This is a genomic window from Streptomyces sp. NPDC032745, from assembly GCF_055579465.1.
Genome location: NZ_JBVING010000005.1, coordinates 98,135 through 115,502, shown reverse-complemented (window position 1 = coordinate 115,502; position 17,368 = coordinate 98,135). Strand labels below are relative to the sequence as shown.

At 68.3% G+C, this 17,368-nt stretch carries 11 protein-coding genes and 6 pseudogenes; 5 read left to right on the top strand and 12 right to left on the bottom strand.

From position 1 onward, the window contains the following. Positions 1-245 precede the first annotated feature (245 nt). From ACZ5WG_RS14610 to ACZ5WG_RS14585, 6 genes and pseudogenes are all read right to left on the bottom strand, one after another. The gene (locus ACZ5WG_RS14610; RefSeq protein ID WP_468723897.1) at positions 246-725 is read right to left on the bottom strand and encodes a GNAT family N-acetyltransferase; all 480 of its coding nucleotides are present in this window, start codon (positions 723-725) and stop codon (positions 246-248) included. A 57-nt stretch (positions 726-782) separates the two neighbouring features. Then, complete coding sequence (locus ACZ5WG_RS14605) at positions 783-953, bottom strand: alpha/beta fold hydrolase (protein WP_468723938.1); 171 nt, start codon at positions 951-953, stop codon at positions 783-785. 97 nt (positions 954-1,050) lie between these two features. Next, positions 1,051-1,464, bottom strand: a pseudogene (locus ACZ5WG_RS14600) (alpha/beta fold hydrolase); the annotation flags it as partial. Positions 1,465-1,757: 293 nt separating this feature from the next. After that, positions 1,758-2,021: a hypothetical protein gene (locus ACZ5WG_RS14595; RefSeq protein WP_468723195.1), complete on the bottom strand. Its 264-nt coding sequence runs from the start codon at positions 2,019-2,021 to the stop codon at positions 1,758-1,760. Between the two features lie 489 nt (positions 2,022-2,510). Continuing rightward, a pseudogene (locus tag ACZ5WG_RS14590) lies at positions 2,511-3,077 on the bottom strand (transposase family protein); the annotation flags it as partial. 1,105 nt (positions 3,078-4,182) lie between these two features. Next, a pseudogene (locus ACZ5WG_RS14585) lies at positions 4,183-4,506 on the bottom strand (transposase); the annotation flags it as partial. 547 nt (positions 4,507-5,053) lie between these two features. On the opposite strand from ACZ5WG_RS14585, the gene ACZ5WG_RS14580 reads away from it, so the two are divergent. After that, entirely contained in the window at positions 5,054-6,691 is a 1,638-nt protein-coding gene (locus ACZ5WG_RS14580) for a serine/threonine-protein kinase (RefSeq protein ID WP_468723193.1), read from the top strand. Positions 6,692-6,930: 239 nt separating this feature from the next. On the opposite strand, the pseudogene ACZ5WG_RS14575 reads toward ACZ5WG_RS14580, so the two are convergent. Further along, positions 6,931-8,246 (bottom strand): annotated as a pseudogene (locus ACZ5WG_RS14575) (IS1380 family transposase). Next, positions 8,227-8,514, bottom strand: a pseudogene (locus ACZ5WG_RS14570) (transposase); the annotation flags it as partial. The pseudogenes ACZ5WG_RS14575 and ACZ5WG_RS14570, both read right to left, overlap by 20 nt. Positions 8,515-9,035: 521 nt before the next feature. Between ACZ5WG_RS14570 and ACZ5WG_RS14565 the strand changes: the two are divergent. Next, complete coding sequence (locus tag ACZ5WG_RS14565) at positions 9,036-10,265, top strand: IS110 family RNA-guided transposase (protein ID WP_468723192.1); 1,230 nt, start codon at positions 9,036-9,038, stop codon at positions 10,263-10,265. 13 nt (positions 10,266-10,278) lie between these two features. Here the strand turns inward: ACZ5WG_RS14565 and ACZ5WG_RS14560 are convergent. Together ACZ5WG_RS14560 and ACZ5WG_RS14555 are read right to left on the bottom strand one after the other, a co-directional pair. After that, positions 10,279-10,769, bottom strand: a pseudogene (locus ACZ5WG_RS14560) (transposase family protein); the annotation flags it as partial. A gap of 139 nt (positions 10,770-10,908) precedes the next feature. Then, entirely contained in the window at positions 10,909-11,439 is a 531-nt protein-coding gene (locus tag ACZ5WG_RS14555; RefSeq protein ID WP_468723190.1) for a hypothetical protein, read from the bottom strand. A gap of 696 nt (positions 11,440-12,135) precedes the next feature. Here ACZ5WG_RS14555 and ACZ5WG_RS14550 point away from each other — a divergent pair. Then, positions 12,136-12,867: a hypothetical protein gene (locus ACZ5WG_RS14550; protein ID WP_468723188.1), complete on the top strand. Its 732-nt coding sequence runs from the start codon at positions 12,136-12,138 to the stop codon at positions 12,865-12,867. 105 nt (positions 12,868-12,972) lie between these two features. Here ACZ5WG_RS14550 and ACZ5WG_RS14545 read toward each other — a convergent pair whose 3' ends face one another. Beyond that, positions 12,973-14,151 carry an MFS transporter gene (locus ACZ5WG_RS14545; protein ID WP_468723187.1) on the bottom strand — a complete coding sequence of 393 codons (1,179 nt, stop codon included), beginning with the start codon at positions 14,149-14,151 and terminating at the stop codon, positions 12,973-12,975. Positions 14,152-14,260: 109 nt separating this feature from the next. Here ACZ5WG_RS14545 and ACZ5WG_RS14540 point away from each other — a divergent pair, with 109 nt between their 5' ends. Both ACZ5WG_RS14540 and ACZ5WG_RS14535 read left to right on the top strand, forming a co-directional pair. Then, complete coding sequence (locus ACZ5WG_RS14540) at positions 14,261-15,103, top strand: LysR family transcriptional regulator (protein WP_468723186.1); 843 nt, start codon at positions 14,261-14,263, stop codon at positions 15,101-15,103. 87 nt (positions 15,104-15,190) lie between these two features. Beyond that, positions 15,191-15,958, top strand: a complete 768-nt coding sequence (locus ACZ5WG_RS14535) for a transposase (RefSeq protein WP_468723185.1) — start codon at positions 15,191-15,193, stop codon at positions 15,956-15,958. 322 nt (positions 15,959-16,280) lie between these two features. On the opposite strand, the gene galE is transcribed toward ACZ5WG_RS14535, so the two are convergent. After that, complete coding sequence (galE, locus tag ACZ5WG_RS14530; RefSeq protein ID WP_468723184.1) at positions 16,281-17,276, bottom strand: UDP-glucose 4-epimerase GalE; 996 nt, start codon at positions 17,274-17,276, stop codon at positions 16,281-16,283. Positions 17,277-17,368 lie beyond the last annotated feature (92 nt).

Genomic DNA, 17,368 nt, shown 5'->3' with positions numbered 1-17,368 from the left:
GCGGGAGCTCGCCCCGTCGGTCGGGATCTCCCCGGCCGGCGGGACGGCTTCGTCGCGCGCGAAGCCTGCCAGTCTGCACCGCCGAGAGATCCGGTGCCCGATTTCGGGACGGGCTGATCCGGCGGGCCACCGTAAGCGTCGGGGCATGCCCAGCGCTTACGGTGGCCCTGGGCTTTGACCGTGCGGCCTACACGACCCGGCACGCGCTCGCGGTCCGTATCGAGGCACCGTCTCCACCGCCGCGATCAACGTACGGCTGTGACGTCCGTGGGCGTAGTACCAAGGTCGGCAACGGAGAATCGCAACTCCGGGCGCGCCCATGTCACCTTCGGTGGTGAGGGAGGAACGGTGCCCACCGGCTCGGCACCCATGCGCCGGTAGAACTGCTCGGCAGGCGGGTGCGACACCACACGCACCTGGGTCAGGCCCGCTCTTCCGGCCCGGTCGATCATGTGCTCCACGAGGAGTCGGCCGACTCCCATCCCCTGTGCGTCGTCCGAGACGAACGCCAGGTCCAGTTCGGCAGGTTCCACCACCAGGGCATAGAGGCCCAGCAACTGGCCCGTCGTGCCGACCGCCACGAAGACCTCATGCCGGTCGATGTAATCAGGCGTGACCCGGTAGCCGGAGATCACCGTGGCGTACTGGCCCTGGTAGGCGCTCGACTCCTGCACCAGCGCGGTGAGGCCTTCGGCGTCCTGCTCCGTGGCACGCCTGATCTTCATGAGCTGCACGTCTCGAAGTATAGGATCATGAGCGGCTTAAGACCCTTACGATGCACGCTATCGGGCGAGGAACGGACCGAGTACCGCGCAGAGTTCGGTCGGCGCGTTCATGGCGATGAGGTGGGCGGCCGTGGCGAAGTCGACCAGGGTGGCATCGGGGATCTCGGTGGCGTACCGGTGGGCGATGTCCTGGAAGTCGGCGACGTCGAGCTTGCCGATGCCCACCACCGTGGGGACGGAGATGGCGGCGATGTCGCCGGTTGCGGGCCCTGGGAATGCTGCCCCACGACGCCTGGTTCACCAGCGATGTGCGCAGCGGGCTGCGGAGTTGGTCGGACAGACCGTCGGCCACGTCATCCCAGCTGCGGTAGGGCCCGCGCAGCCAGATGTCCAGGTTGATGCGTACGGTGGCGTCCAGGTCGCCCGCGTCCAAGGCCTCCGTCTCGGCCTCGTCGTAGGCGATCATGTCCGGGGACCAGTGGTATCGCGGCCATGGTGCGCTGAGCACGGCCAGGGAGTGCACCCGTTCCGGGTGGGTGAGTGTGAAGTCCGCGGCCACACGGCCACCCCAGGACGCGCCCACGAGCCGGACCCGTTCGTGACCGAGGTGGTCCAGGAGGCGGCGCAGGTCGTCGGTCTCCCGGAGCGGCCCCGTCGGGAGCGCTGACTCACCGAAGCCGCGCAGGTCGTACCGGATGACGGTGTGCCGTTCCGCTAGGGCGGCACGACCGCGTCCCACATGCGGTGATCGGCGATACCGGCGTGCACGAGCACGACGGGCGGGCCGTCACCGGCCATCTCGTAGGAAAGGTGTCCAAGGTCATCGTTGAGCGTGAGTAGCTGCGGATGATCTCAGGGCGGCCGCGCGTGGGCCAAGGGCGTTTCTTCAGCACAAGATCATCCTGGAGCTCGCCGACCGGAGCCTGCCGATGAGGGCTCGTGCCACGGCCGCCGCGGTACATCTGAGGACCGTCCGACTGGGCCGCTATGCCAGCACTCCGGCGACATGCGTCAGCACGGAGAGCCAACGTCCTACTGGCGGGGGAGCCAGGCCTTGATCAAGTACTCGGCTTCCTCGGACAGTCGCGCACGCCGGCCTTCTTCGTCGGCGATCTCGATCTCCCCCTGCAGGGCCAACTCCGTGCGCAGTACGGTCGCTCCCGGGACAGGTACCCGCTGACCCGGCTTCTCCGTGAACGGCTGCAGCTCTGCTGCCAGGGCCTTCGCGTCGTCCGATGCGCTCCGGCGCAGCGATAGGAAGACCCGGGCCAGCCAGTCCGCAGGGATCTGCACCATGGAGTCGGTCATGCTGGTGCAACGACCAGCCTGGGTGGTCCGTGTCGCTTGACCGCCCGGGTGGCCCAAGGGTGCCGAGGCTGTCGGCGGCTGCTCGGCCGGTGGTCCCGCACCGTCTCCCGCCCCCCGGGCGACGTGACTGAGGCTTCGAGGGGCGAGGAGTCGGTGGGCGCCCGCCGTTCAGGGGGGCTGCGATGCCCTGGCGGGCACCTCCATCTGACACCACCCTGGCAATCACACCGCTCACCACGTGGTCTGAGTGTTGTATTCACACCTGATCGGACGATCTATGTCAGGGCGGGGACCTGGCCAGCGGGCCTTGACCCCGGATTTTGAACACGTCTATCCGGCCTGGGGTCAGGGTGGTTGTTGCTGGTTGGAAGTCGTTCTCGTAGGCGATCAGAGATGAGCTTGCCGAACGTCATGCCGGGCCGGCTCCTCGTGGAACACATGACCGACCGGGCTGGAAGAGCGGGCCTGACCCACGTGCCCTGGCCTTCCGCGGTGCGGGACGATCAGTCCGGTGCCCAGGTAGGCGCCGACGGCGATGACCGTCGTCCCGGCCGCCACGACCGGCAGGTCCGACTCGCGCCAGACGCGGGCGTCGGCCTTGTTACCCGGCGCCGGCCGAGCCGACGCGATGACCAGGCGGGTGTCTGCGTCGATGATGACCTGCACGTTCGCCGAAAGCCGGTAGTTGCGGGACGAGGCGGCTACGGTGCGGTCGCGGACCGGGATCAAGGTTCCGTCCACGATCCACAGCCGGTCGACGTCGGCGACCGGCTGTGGGGCCGGCTCCAGTGCCAGCAGGGGCCGCAGGCGCTGGATGACCCGGCAGACGGTGGGCGGAGCGAGCTGCCGCATGGTGAGGTTCGTGCGGTAGTACACAGTCACCAGCAGCACCCGGTCGGGCGGCGGCAGGCACCAGGGACGGCCGCCGCGGGGCCCGTTCCCGCCCCGCTCCCGCACCACTTTCACCAGCTTCGCGAACCGGTCGATCCGCAAGCCCGTGAACGTCTCCACCCACACCGGCTCAGCCCGCAACACCCCACCCATACAGGCAAAATGCCCAAGACTGAGCCTTCTGCAACACCCTTTAGTACTGCAACGCATGTGGGGGGCGTAGTCCCGGCCGTTACCGCCGGGTAGGTCCGTGGTTCGGCTTCGGGCCGGGACGAGGCGGTGGGGTGGGGAGGGGGCTTGTGGCCTGTTTGGCGGGTTGATCAGTGGACGACTCGGTCTGCGATTCGGGGTTTCCCGCGGCTTCGGCTCTCCTCGGTCGGCGAGTTCGCGGTGCCAGGCCGCGAACTGCTCGCGGATGGCGGCGGCGGCCGGGGCGTCGAGGCCGTAAGCGGCGAACTGTTTGTCCGTGTGGTGCTGGACGCGGGCGAGGGCAGACACGTACTTGTCGAGACTGGGTTCGGCCTAGTTCTGTGCGGCGAGTTCGAGCAGCCGAGAGCGGGTGTAGCCGGCCTTCAGCGGCGCGTTGACGTCGATGGCGTCTCGGATTTCGGCTCGGCCGAACAGGGCCCCGGTCTTGGCCGCGGCGAGGTCGTCGAGGTGGAGGACCGGGCCCGAAAACCGGGCCCTGCGTTACGCATACCTGCGATGGGGGTGCTCCTGGGAGCCCAGAAGCCCCTCCGCGCCTGACCGCTTCCCGGGCGGCATGGGCGCTGGGGGACGCAATGCGCGGGAGCCAGTGCACGGCCCTCGCCGGGCTCCCGTGTACGGGGAACAGAGGCAGGCAAGAAGCGTCAGCGCGCTGCGCATAACGCCCACTCTGTACGTAACGCATACCGGCAGCCTGTCCAATTTACGCCGCGCAGGCCGCTGACCTGCGGTTTTCTTTCGCATGTTTTCGATAGATCTTATCCCGATGGACCCATCATGTTGAGTGGGTGGCCATCCTTGAACCCACGGCAAAGGGCGCCTGACCTCCAGTTTTACCGAGTGCGAATTATGTGCGCCACGTGCGTTACGGGCGACATCTTGACGCATATCTGACGCACGTTGACGCACGCGCGACGCACGATCGACTCCTCCATTGGTGGGGCGTCACACACGAAAAGCTGCCTTCCCACCGGGCGCAGAGCCTGGTGGGGACGGCGGCTTTTCCTATGTGGGTCGGCGCGGCAGGCGCCCCTAGGCCGTTTCGTTTGGATCACCGTGCAGACCAGAGGAAGATGCCCGCGATGTGGAGTCCGGCCAGGTAGATGGTCGCGGTCTTCTCGTAGCGGGTGGCGATGCCCCGCCACTGCTTCAAGCGGTTGACGCAGCGTTCGACGGTGTTCCGCTGCTTGTATGCCTCGCGGTCGAACGCCGGTGGCCTGCCGCCCCGGCGTCCGCGCCGCAGGCGGTGGCCGCGTTGATCGGCCGGGACGGGGATCACAGCGCGGATCCCGCGCTTGCGCAGGTGCTCGCGGATTGCGCGGGAGGAGTACGCCTTGTCGGCCAGGACCACGTCCGGCCTGGTGCGGGGCCGTCCTCTCCGTCGGCAGCCTGCTCATCCATCTCCACTACCGCAAGGCCGGTGTTGTAGTGCGCGCGGATGAGTATCGGCAGGGACAGGTTCTGTATCGATTCCTGATCACCCGTCGTTCAGCTGCCCTGCGATCGCAGGCGGTAGGCCGTGACGTGGGGCGTGTCCCGGTGGGGATGCGCAGTTGAGCAGCCGCGCCAGCCGGAGGCGGCACGTAGACACACGGTTGGGTCATCACAGGCAGAAGCCAGCTACCGAGCCGACCACAAAGAGGGTTCATCTGCTATCTCGTTCCCAGAATCAGCCGACGAAGTGGCCGACTACGAGGTTCTGACCGCTCTTCCGGATGCTATTGGTGATCTTGTCGGTTCTGTTGGCACGGAGCTGATGCGCCCCGTGCAGCTGCCTGACTTGCAGCCAATGCGCGAGGCAGGGGTCGGACCTTCGGCTGAGCTGGTGGAACGGCAGGCAGGGTTCTACGCTCGGGGGGCGAACGCGGCGGGCGGTCGAACCATGAGGTATCCCCGGGTGGGGAGTCGAGAGGGAGTGCTTCGTGCCACAGGCAGCGTTACAGTTTCCTGCATTACAGTCGGACGATCCGGACAGTCTTGGAGGCTTTCAGCTGGTGGCGCGGCTGGGCGAGGGCGGTATGGGGCAGGTGTTTCTCGCTCTTTCCCCTGGCGGGCAGCCAACGGCTTTGAAGGTGATCCGTCACGAGTTCGCCGGGGACGCGGAGTTCGGGCAGCGATTCGCGCGCGAGGTGGGTGCCGCACAGAAGGTGCGCGGTGCCCACCTCGCGCCGTTGCTGGACGCCGACCCCCAGGCCGAGCGGCCATGGCTGGCCACGACGTACGTGGCCGGGCCCTCCCTGCGGGACCTGGTGGCCGACCATGGGCCGCTGCCGACCGGGCAGGTGATGCTGCTGACCTGGGGCATCGCCCACGCCCTCGCCGACATCCACGCCGCGAACGTGGTGCACCGGGACCTCAAGCCCGGGAACATCATGCTGGACGAGAGCGGTCCGAAGGTCATCGACTTCGGCATCGTCAAATCTCTGACCCAGTCGGTGACCTACCGGAGCCATTCCACCCGGATCGGCACCCCGCTGTACATGTCGCCCGAGCAGGCCTCGGGCCGCGCCGTCGGCGCGGCCTCCGACGTCTTCGCTCTCGGTTCCACCCTGTATTTCCTCGCCGCCGGCCGTGAGGCGTTCGCCGCGGAGAACGAGTGGGCCGTTGCCCACCGCGTCGTCGCGGACGACCCGGACGTGTCGCTCTTCACCCCTCCTCTCCGCCGACTGATCGCCGCCTGCCTGCACAAGGACCCCGACGAGCGCCCGACACCGTTACGTGTGCGGGAGTGGTGCGAGGAGGAGCTGGGTAACGCGCTCGGTCCGGGCGCCTGGATGGGGATTACTGGCGCCCGCGTGGCTATCCAGGCGCGCACCAGCGCTTTGCGTGCCCTCACTGTCGCCGGCTCGGAAGCGGCAGACACCGCCTTACGCAATCAGCCTGATTCCCCGCACGTGATGGGTGGCGATGAAGGCGGCGGGACCCCGAAGACGGGGCCTGTCGTCTCATCGGCTCCCGCCGCTTTGCCGGGTACGCAGAAACTGCCGCAGCAGGTGCCGGACCCGATCGGGCCCCCATCGGTGGGTGAAGTGATCGGCACCCATGTGGCAGAGATCCTCGTGGCAGCGGGAGCGCTCGTCTGGGCGAGCTTCAAGCCGCTCTTTTCGGAGACCTGGAAGAAGGAGTCCTCCGGCACTCAAGTGGCGCACGTAGTCGAGCGCTTCAACTGGCAGCACCCTTGGGAAGCGATTCCCAGCGGCATCCCCGGAGTGGCGACGAGCTGGCAGGCGATACCCATCGGGATCATCGGTACAGCGGCCGGCCTCGCCTTGGCACTCCTGTTCCTGCTGAGGCTGGTCGGCAGCCAAGACCTGAAGAAGTTCGGCCTGGCGGCAGGCGTGATCTGTGCCGGCTGGATCACCATCGTGACGCTCCTTGGTCTGTGGGTGCTCGCGATGACATTCGGCTGGGAGCCCTCGGATGACGCCAATCCCGGATATACAATTCGCACCGTGCTCCTGCCTGGAGGCTGGCTGCTACTTCTCGCAAACGGCCTGACGGCTGACGCGCTCCGACGCACGCACGGATACCTCGCCAGGCGGGCAGCAGGCAGTGCCTGACGCTCGGACCGTCCTCACCGAGGTGGGTCAGATCGGAGTGGAAGTACTCGCGCAGGCCAGTGTCAGAGCGGGCCCTAGCCTCGATATTTCGTGACGGTCCGTCGGTTTCCTCGGCGGGCCGTTTCGGTTGTTCGGGCTGGTGGTGGTCAGGCTGATGGCCCGGCTGTCGCGTCGGGTGGGCGCCAGGTTCCACGGCTCCGGTCGGGGTGGTGCTGCTCGCAGGGGCGGGAACGTGCTGGTCAGTCGGGGTTCGGGAGGGCTTCGAGCCGGACGATGGCGTTGGTGATCACGTCGGTCCAGGGCCAGTGGCGTGCGAATCTCAGGTGCCGGCTGCGGGCGGTGGTGACGATCTGTGCGGCGGCGGAGAAGAGGCGGAGCCGGCGGCGGCGGGGCTCCCACCTGCGGGTTTTGCCTGTCAGGGCGAGCATGGGCATCCACGCGAGGAGGTCGAGGGCGATCTGGACGATCTCCAGCCAGATCTGGTTCTGTGCGGTGTCGTGCAGGGGCAGGTTGCGCAGGCCGGTGGCGCGGGCGGCCCGGATGCGGGCCTCGGCCCTCGCGCGCTGGCGGTGCCGCAGTTCCAGGGCGGCGATCGCCGTGCCGGTGGGGTTGGTGGCGAACGCGGTGAGGCGCAGGCCGTCGGCATCGGTGATGCGTAACTGGGCGCCGGGGTGTGGACGTTCCTTGCGGACGATCAGCCGCATCCCCTTTGGCCAGCTGCCCAGGACATCGCCGGTGAGTTCGGCGACCCAGGCGCCGTCGCGGATCTCACCTTCCGGTTCGACGGCGGGTGTCCACGCGGCGGGCGGGGCCTTGAGGACGGCCTGGTGGATGGCGTCGTGACGGTCATGCCGACCGAGTACGACAGCCACCTTCCCCGCTGGGCGAGCCAGGCGACGAACTCGTGGGTGCCGCCTGCGGAGTCGGTACGGATCAGCGTCTGGCGTCCGCGCCGGTACTTCTTCGGCAGCTGGACCAGGGCGAGTTGGGCGGTGGCGATGTGGTCGGCGGCGGTATTGCTGCCCGCGTTCCCGGGCCGCAACAGCGCGGCCACCGGCTCTCCGGTGCCGCCGCTTCCGTGATCGACGAAGCCCAACAGCGGGTGGTGTCCGAAGGTCTTCTTCCAGGTCGCGGTCGCGTCCTGCTTCTCGGAGTGGGCCAGCACCAGCACCCCGTCCAGGTCCACGATCACCTGGCCGGCGGTGTCCGGCGATGTGGCTCCGGCCAACTTCCAGACGCGCTCGCGCGCTTCGGCCCGTGCTGACCGGGTCGCGGTCAGGGCCTTGGGACCGGCCGCGGCCAGGGTATCGATGAGGCGGGAGAGGGTCGGGTCGGAGGCCACCGGGCCGAACACGCCCGGCTCGGCCCGCAGCATCCCGACATCGGCCAGGCAATCCCCGCCCAGCGCGACCGCCAGGGCCACATCCAGCACGGTCTTGCCCGGATCGTGCACCGCCCGGGCCTTCCGCCACGGTGCCAGCGCCACTGATCTCGAGTCGCCCTGGGCAGGGGTCAGTCGTGTGCGATCCGCTCGCCTATCCGGCGAGGGCGAGATTGTGCATGCGGGCGATGCCGAGCATGGCGTGGTGGAGGCCGTCGCCTTTGAGGCGGCAGTCGCGGAGGATCTTCCAGGTCTTCATACGGGCGAAGACGTGCTCGACGCGGGCGCGGATCTGCTTGTGGGACTTGTTGTGCGCCTGCTTCCAGTCGGGCAGGTCTTCGCCTTTGCGGCGTCGGTGCGGCATGACGAGTCCGGTGCCGGGGTAGCCGCCATCGGCGATCGTGAGTGTTCTGCCGACGGCGGCTTTGGTGCCGGATTCCTCCAATACGGGAGTCAGCCCTAGCAGGAACCTTCCAAGGCCCCTGCTGACGGCGGGCTGTTCGATTGAGTGACAGCAGCTGCGTGTGGCTCGTCGGGATGCATCGGATTCCTCTGGCTCCCTGAAGCCCCGCGTGGGACAAGCACTCGGTGGTGACACGTGGCTGCTGTCCTCGGTCGGGTGTGTTGGGTCCGTGGGCATCGGGTGGACGCTTCGACTACTTCCGGCTCGTGAAGCCTCTTGTAGGGACCGGCGCCTCCCGGTGCTTCGGATCTGACATCACCCGAACGGGCGCTTTCTCGTTGATTCTTGTGGTGTGAGCTCGCCGCACGGTGACCCCTCGAAAGCCTTCGGCGCTGGACGCCTTAAGACGGACCGAGGCTCGCGCGGTTTGCTGGTGCCACGAACGGCCAGTGAGAGGGAGGGCCAGGCCCACGCCAGACGTGGGGTGAGCCCTGGTATTGGAACGCCGCGTGGCCCGCATGGGCTCCTGACCAGCCCAGACGAGAGGAAAGGAGAACCAGTTGACCGTCCACTGCGGGATCGACTGGGCAGAAGGACACCACGACGTAGCCCTGGCTGACGACGGGGGCAAGCTGGTGGCCAAGCTTCGAATCGACGACACCCTTGCCGGCTACCAGCAACTGCTGGAACTGTTGGCCGAACACGGCGACACTGAACTGAACCCGATCCCAGTGGCCATCGAAACCGGCCGCGGCCTCCTCGTGGCCTTCCTGCGGCAGGGGAAACGGCAGGTCTATGCCCTCAACCCTCTGTCCGTGGCCCGCTACCGAGACCGGCATAGCGTCTCACGCAAGAAGTCTGACCCCGGCGATGCCCTCGTGCTGGCGAACATCCTCCGTACCGACGCGCACATGCACCGACCCATGCCAAACGACTCCGAGCTTGCCCAGTCCGTTGCCGTGCTGGCGCGAGCCCAGCAGGACGCAACATGGAACCGGCAGCAGCTGACGAACCAGCTGCGGTCACTGCTGCGGGACTACTACCCGGCCGCCCTCGAGGCCGTCGCCGGCTGGCAGAACGGCCTGTGCCGGCCGGAAGCCCGCGCGATCCTGGCAGTGGCGCCCACTCCTGGAAAGGCGGCTGCTACCAACCGCAAACGATTGTGCACGGCCCTGAAGCGAGCGGGCCGGGTCCGGGGCATCGACGCCGAGGCCGAACGCTGGGTCGAGATCCTCCAGCGGCCGCCGGCCCGCCACCCGCAGCTGGTCGAGGACGCCCTTGGACAGCAGATGCTCGGGCTGCTGAGGCAGCTCGATGCGGCCTGTCACACGGTCGACAAACTCGCCGAAGCGACGGAGAAGGCGTTTCGTCAGCACCCCGACGCTGAGGTGATACTGAGTTTCCCGGGCCTGGGCGTCCAGCTCGGCGCCCGCATCCTCGCCGAGACCGGAGACGACCGATCGCGTTTCGATGATGCTCAAGGACTGAAGGCGTACGCGGGCGCGGCACCCATCACCAGGGCATCCGGCAAGCACCACTACGTCGGGCGGAGACGGATCAAGAACAATCGTCTACACGACGCCGGGTTCCTCTGGGCATTCTCCGCACTGACCGCCTCCGGCGGCGCGAACGCACACTACCGACGCCGACGAGCCCGCGGCGACTTCCACCCCGCAGCCCTCCGGCACCTCTTCAACCGCATGCTCGGCCAACTCCATCACTGCCTCCAGAGCCAGACCTTGTTCGATGAAAAGACAGCCTTCCCGATACCCCTCCTCGTCGCCGCTTGACAAGTAGATGCCGTGAGAGGTCCCACGCCTTGCAGTCGTTGCGATTACCGGCGAGCGGCCGCGGCCGACCACGACGACCAGGCGGGTGTCGGCGTCGATGACGATCTGGTGGTTGGTGGAGTACCGGTAGTTCTTGAACTGCTCTGCCACGGCGTGGTCGCGGGTGGGCACGAGCGTGCCGTCCACGATGAGCACGGTGTCCTTGGCGAACCGCTTGTGGGGCTACAGGGCGAGCATCGGCCCGAGGGGGTCGATGATGCGGTCGGCCGCCGACTTCGAGACCCCGAAGAGTGGAGCGAGCTGGCGCATCGTCAAGTTCGTGCGCCAGTACGCCGCCACCAGCAGTGCCCGGTCCTCCAGCGGAAGGCTCCACGGCCGGCCCTTGCGGACCGCGTCCGCACCCTCGCATCGCAGCACGGTCACCAGCTTCCCGAAACCACGCGGGCTCAGCCCGGTGAACGGGGCTGTCCACGACGGCTCCGACGCCGTGATCACACCAGCCACAGCAAGATGATCTCACCCTCCCTTGCCGGGAGCCGGGCGATCACGACCACTGTGTCGCGGCGAATCATGCTGTCCGGCCATGCGTTCGCTCGTATGCACGGAGCCATCCGGACTCGGCCGGACTGGACCGGCAGACCCATCAGGCAGGTCGGCGCCGCCGGTAGTAGGCCCAGGCCAGGGCCAGCACGATCGGCCCCCACAGCATCGCCGGGCTGATGCACAACCGGGCCAGGGCCATCCACCATCCGTTGCTGAATCCCACCTCGGGCAAAACGCCCGCCCAGGCGAGCGGATAGAGGTCGAACATCGCCACCAGCGCCAGGCCGCCCAGGACCGCCGGGATCACCGCAGCGAGCGGCGCCACCCGCCGACCACCGACGAATGGCACCCAGCGCGGCACCACCTCGCCCCAGCTGCTCACCAAGCCGGTGGTGAGCAGAGCCAGTGCCTCGGTGAGCACACTGAGCCCGACGACGTAGAACGGAACCCACCAGGGAGCGGTTGGGGCCGCCGGGTCGATCATGCCCATACGGAAGTCGACGGCGAACGGCAGCCGCCACAGGCAGTGCGGCAGTACGACGAACGGGAGGATCTTGGCGAGTCGGAGGGCCCAGACGGGGACGGGACGCTCGGTGTCGCCGAGCGGAAGGGCGAGACGTGTGATCGGCATGACGCCCACCATCGTCGAACCTCAACGACAAGGCGTCGGCTATACGCCCGATCAGGATCCCCCACGAGAGCTACCCCTCGGTCATCCTGGCGGATGACCGTCGCCAGAACCCGGGCGGCCATCTCGGAGGTCAGTTACGGGGCAGCCCTTGGCGAGTGAAGATTGCCAACAGCCCCGGAAGTTGAGTCAGAGCCGGTTCTCAACTACGTAACCAGCCGCTCGATCATAGGCGTACGAGGTCGGCGGGCTGCATGCCGCTGCGCCAAGGAACTGTCGGGCACCGCGCAGTGTGGTGTGCAGGACCTGCTGGGTTGCCCGGCTGTCGAGACGTACGTCGAGACCGCCGGGGAGTGGGTGGAATCCCAAAGCGCGAAGACGGAGAGGACCCGGTGCTGCGGCGAAGGCAACTACTCGCGAACCTGGCGGTTACCGCAGCGGCCGCCATGGGGGCTCCCGTCGCCGGCGTGGCCCCAGCCAAGGCCGAAGAGGCACAGCTCGGCGAGACGCTCGTTGCGGGGTTGCGCGACGCGATGCTGGGACTCGGGCGCACAGCCTCTGATACGCCGGTGGACGTCCTCGCGGCGGAACTGCGCCGAGCCTCGGCCGACTTCGACGACTGCGCGTACTCCAGCCTCGCCCTCCGCCTCCCACGCCTGATTACCGCGGGGCATCAGTCCAGCAGCGACAGCTTGCCGCGTGCTGGCGCAGGCCTACCTCCTGGCGACGCGTATCCTCGTCAAGCTCGACGAGCCGCAACTCGGCTGGATGGCAGCCGACCGAGCTCGGCAGTTCGCCGCCGCCGGCGGGGCGCCCGTGGCGGTCGCGGAGGCGGCCCGCCAGCAGGCCGTCCTCGCCCGCAAGGCGGGGTGGCACGATCAGGCCCTCACCCTGGCCCTGAACGCCGCTGACGACCCGGCACTGCGCGACCTGGGCAACGCCGGGATCGCCCAGCGAGGCCTGCTGGTCCAGTGCGCCGCCTACACCGTCGCCCACCAACGCGATCAAGCAGGCATGCGCGAACTGACCAGCGAGGCCGCCGCCATCGCCAAGAGCCTGGGCGCCGTCACCCACCTGCGGGATACCAACGGCGGGTTCAGCTGGGCGACCGTGCAGCTACACCTGATATCGGCGGAGAACACCGCCGGCGATCCCTCGGCCGCCATCGCTGCCGCAGATGCCCTCGTCCCCCAGTCGCTTCCCTCCACAGAGCGGCGCGCGCTCTACTTCACCGACCGCGCGAAGGCGTTTGCTCAATGGGGTCGGCGAGACGAATGCATCCGTGCTCTCCTCCAGGCCGAGTACTGGGCCCCTCAAGAGACCCACGCCCGCCCGGCTGTGAAATCCCTCGTCTCCGGCCTGCTGCTCTCCGGGCGCACCACACCTGAGCTCCGAGGCATCGCCGCCCGCAGCGGCGTTCTGCACGGCTAGAGGTTGTCCCGTATGGGGTTGGGGTTATGCCGTGAGGGCCATGTTGTGGAGGCGTGCAACGCCGAGCATGGCCTGAGAAGGCTCAGCCACTGCACGGCAGGCAGATCATCGCGAGTCCGAGGCCCCGGTGAAGCTGGGATCGCTGCGCACCGACCGCGTTCGGATGGGTGAGCGCCGGGACAGCAGCCATCCCATCAGCGCAGCGGCGAGGCCGGCCAGGCCGGCCGCCGCGAAGCCGCCTGCCGGTCCGGACGTGTCGATCGCCCCGCCGACGATCGGGACGCCGAGGGCGAAGCCCGCGCCCAGCGCCGAGGACTGCAAGCCTGTCGCCTCACCGCGCACGCTCGCGGGTGCGAGCCGGCTCACGGCGTCGGACAACGCGGAAAGAGTCGGTGCGGCAAGCAGCCCCGCGCCGCAGCCTGCCACACACAACCAGTGCCAGTCGTGGGCCAGTCCGGCGGGAATGGTTACCAGCCCGAGCAGGCCGAGCAGCAGCCAGGTGGGCAGCGGTCGCGGGAGCGCGCCGTACAGAAGCCCGCCGGCGATGGAGGCCGCGCCGTACACGGCCACCACGACGGCGGCCCAGGAGACCTGGCCAGCTTCCTTGAGAGTGGCCACGATGGCCAGGTCGGTACCGTTGAGCACGATCGTGGCGCCGAACGCCATCACCAGCACCGCGATCATTCTCGGGCCCAGCCACTCCCGGCGACGGGGGCGGTCGGCTGGGGCGGCCGGCGCCTCGTCCTCGGCCCGCAGCGGGGGGTTGAGCAGGGCGATCCCCGCTCCGCCCGCCACGATCGCAGCGCCGACGCCCCAGGCCACCACGCCGGAGGGCAGTTGTGCCGCGCAGAGGATCACGATCGGCGGGCCCACCATGTAGGACAGCTCGCCCTGTACCGCTTCCAGCGCGAAGGCGGCCCGGCGCTGTCCCGCCTTCGTCATCGCGGCGATCGCCTGCCTGGTTACCATCGGGGCCGGCACCATCAGCAGACCTGCTACGAAGGCGGCGGCCAGCAGGGGCGTGTACGGCAGTACCGCGACGCTCAGCCAACACGCGACCTGAACCACGACGGTGATCAGCAGCACGATACGCGCGCCCCGCCGGTCGATCATGCGGCCCAGCAGCGGACCGCCCAGCGCCAGACCGGTGGTCATGGCCGCCGCGGCTCCTCCCGCTGCCGCGTAGCTCATGTCCAGGCCCAGAACGACGTACATCGTCAGCGCCATCCCGGAGGCCGTGATCGCGGTGCGGGCGAGCAACGAGACGCCCAGCAGCGATGCCATCCCGGGCACGGCGAGCACCTGTCGGTATCGAGTCACCCGCGTGACGCTAGCTCCAATCATCTGGCAATAGGAAGTGGCCATATTATTGGAGCCGATATAATAAATTTTTATGGCCAGGGATCTGGAGATCGTACTGCTGCGGTCGTTCGTTACCGCTGTGCGGGCGGGCAGCATCAGCCGCGCCGCAAGCGCGCTGGGGCAGAGCCAGCCCGCGCTCAGCCAGCAGTTGCGCAAGCTTGAGAACACCGTCGGTAGCCCCCTGCTCCTCCGGTCCACGACCGGCGTCTCGCCGACCCGCGCGGGTGACGAACTCCTGCCATACGCGGAGCGCATCCTCTCGCTCTCCCAGCAGGCACTCACCGAAGCCGGCCGCGCACTGACCGGCCACTGCGGCGTCGGGTTGCTCGAAGACCTCGCCGCGTCCCAGCTTCCGCAGGCCCTCGCCGACCTCGCCCGGCTGCATCCAGGCGCGACGCTTGAGGTGCTCAGCCTCTCCGGCGACGCGAGGCGCGAGGCGTACGACGCGGGACGCGTCCAACTCGTGCTCGACGAGGCGGCGGACGTTCCCGGCCGGCCGCGCTGGACGGTGCGCCGACCGCTGGTCTGGGCGGTCGGCCAGGGTGTGGACTTGGCTGCCGATCCGCTACCCGTGGTGCTGTTCTCGGGCCCGTGCACATGGCGTGCGTCGGTGCTGGAAGGGCTGGAAGGTGCCGACCGCCGCTGGCGGGTGGCGTTCGAGAGCAACAGTCTCGTCGGTGTGCTCGCCGCGGTGCGGGCCGGGCTCGGCGTTACGGCGGTGCTGCCCGGGAATCTCGAACCGGCCATGGCGTGCCACGACGCGGACGCCCTCCCCAGCCTGCCGGACATCGAACTCGGCCTGGCCAGGCACCCGCGGACCGAAGGCGATCCGCTGGTCGATGCCGTGGAGACCGCGCTACGACGCATGGTCTGAGCGGCGCCGCCCTCTGCCCGTCGAGTGCCGCTCGAATCTGACCGAACCAATCGGTGTCCAACCGCCGCCCGTCGGCGTTGTCCAGTCATGGATGGGGTGATGTCAGCAGGTGATCCGAAGTGGATCGAGTCGTTCGTCGGGTTGAGCCCGGTGCAGTTCGACCGTCTCGTCGCGTTGGTGCGGCGGCGGGGTGGTGACATCCAGCGAGGCCGGCCGTGGCGATTGCCGCTGGAGGACCGGGTGTTGCTGGTGGCCACGTACTGGCGCACGAATTTGACGTTGCGGCAGGTGGCGCTACTGTTCGGGATCTCAAAGTCGGCCGCGGACCGGATCCTGAACCATCTGGCGCCGCTGCTGGCGATCTCTCCGGCCCGCCGCAGACGCGAGGGCACCGTGTACATCGTCGACGGCACGCTGGTGCCCACTCGTGACTGCACTGTCGCGGCCTCGAGCAAGAACTACCGGTACTCGACGAACCTGCAGGTGGTCATTGATGCCAACAGCCGCCTGGTGGTGGCCATCGGTGACCCGCTACCCGGCAGCCGCAACGACTGCCGGGCCTTCACCGAGTCCGGTGTCGACCGGGCCCGCCATGGTGTTCCCACCCTCGCTGATGGCGGCTACCAGGGCACCGGACTGCTCATCCCGCACCGCAAAAGACGAGGCCAACAGCGTCTGAGCCCGCAGCAGGAGGCCGAAAACGCTGTCCACCGTCGGGCCCGGGCACGTGTCGAGCATGCCCTGTCGCGCCTCAAGAACTGGAAGGTTCTGCGGGACTGCCGACTCAAGGGCAACGGCGTTCACCTGGCCATGCTCGGCGTTGCACGCCTTCACAACAGGGCCCTCACGGGATAACCCCAACTCCATACGGTACAACCGCTAGCCGACAAAGCAGCTGATACTTAGGGCAAAGCGTCAGGCGATGCGGACGCAGACGGCTCGGTGCGATGACGATATCGGGCCAGGTCAACCGGGCGCTGCGCGCGCTGCGCCCCTCGCGGGAGCATCGCCATCGACCGCGGACTCGGCTAAGTGCCGTGGGCGTTGCCACTCATTGGGCGGGCTCGGGTAGCGGATCGAATGGCGACGGCGGCGGCGTACGTCGGTCAGCATCGCATGGGGAGCCGTCGCCTTCACCGACGCGACCGGCAGAACCGAACCCTGCGGGACGGACGGGTCAGCCCGTCAGTAGCGCATCGCGCACCGGGATCCAGTCCAGGGCCGACCGGATGCCGTCCTCCAGGGACAGCTTCGGCGTCCACCCCAGCAGCTCGGCCGCCCGGTCGCTCTTGGTGTAGCCGCCGGCCACGTCGCCGGGCCGGGGGGCGGCGTCGATGGTCTGCAGGGGTGTGCTGACGACGTTGTTGAAGGTGTCGCACAGCTCCCGGACGGTGGTGCCGGAACCGGTGCCCAGGTTGATCGCGATCGAGCGCTTCGACTCGTCGAGGATGGAGTCGAAGCGCTTGATCGCGGCGATGTGTGCCGCGGCGAGGTCCCACACATGTACGTAGTCCCGGATACCCGTGCCGTCGCGGGTCGGGTAGTTCGTTCCCGTGATCGGGAACGGGCGGCCCTCCTGGTGCGCCTGGATGAGGACACCCAGAGCGTGGCTGGGACGCTTCAGCTGCAGTCCGGTGCGCAGCTCAAGGTCGGCGCCGACGGGATTGAAGTACCGCAGCGAGAGCACGCGGGGCCCAGCAACGGCGATGTCGGCGAACATCTCCTCGCAGTGCGCCTTCGTCCGTGCGTAGGGACTCTGCGGGGCCAGCAGCGAGTCCTCGTTGATCGGTGAGCCGTCCTCGGCCCGGTAGATGGAGGCCGAGGAACTAAAGATGATCCGGTCGCAGCCGTTGCGGTGCAAGTGCCCGACGAAAGCCAGGCTCTTCGACACGTTCGCGTCGTAGTAGCCGATTGGGTCTGCCACGGAATCCGGCACCACGATCAGCGCCGCGCAGTGGACCACGGCGGAGATGTCCCGATGTTCCGCGAAGATGCGGTCGACCATCGCGCCGTCCGCGATGTCGCCCTCATAGAAGAAGCGGCCCTTGGTGAACTCGCGGCGGCCTTGGACGAGGTTGTCGAGGATCACGGGGGTGATACCGGCATCCAGGCAGGCCGAGGCGACGGTGCTGCCGATGTAGCCGGCTCCTCCAGCGATGAGGATGGTTGTCACAATGATCTCTTCCTGCCGATTCGGGTAAATGGGCAACCGGCCCCCAGGCCAGCGGAATTGGGTGCAGCGCCATCGCTGGTCGCCGCGAAGGC

Excerpts from the sequence above, each read along its gene's own strand:
- ACZ5WG_RS14535 (WP_468723185.1), top strand. The coding sequence starts at position 15,191 with ATGGATGGGGTGATGTCAGCAGGTGATCCGAAGTGGATCGAGTCGTTC.
- ACZ5WG_RS14595 (WP_468723195.1), bottom strand. The coding sequence starts at position 2,021 with ATGGTGCAGATCCCTGCGGACTGGCTGGCCCGGGTCTTCCTATCGCTG.
- ACZ5WG_RS14555 (WP_468723190.1), bottom strand. The coding sequence starts at position 11,439 with ATGCCGATCACACGTCTCGCCCTTCCGCTCGGCGACACCGAGCGTCCC.
- ACZ5WG_RS14540 (WP_468723186.1), top strand. The coding sequence starts at position 14,261 with ATGGCCAGGGATCTGGAGATCGTACTGCTGCGGTCGTTCGTTACCGCT.
- ACZ5WG_RS14610 (WP_468723897.1), bottom strand. The coding sequence starts at position 725 with ATGAAGATCAGGCGTGCCACGGAGCAGGACGCCGAAGGCCTCACCGCG.
- ACZ5WG_RS14545 (WP_468723187.1), bottom strand. The coding sequence starts at position 14,151 with ATGGCATCGCTGCTGGGCGTCTCGTTGCTCGCCCGCACCGCGATCACG.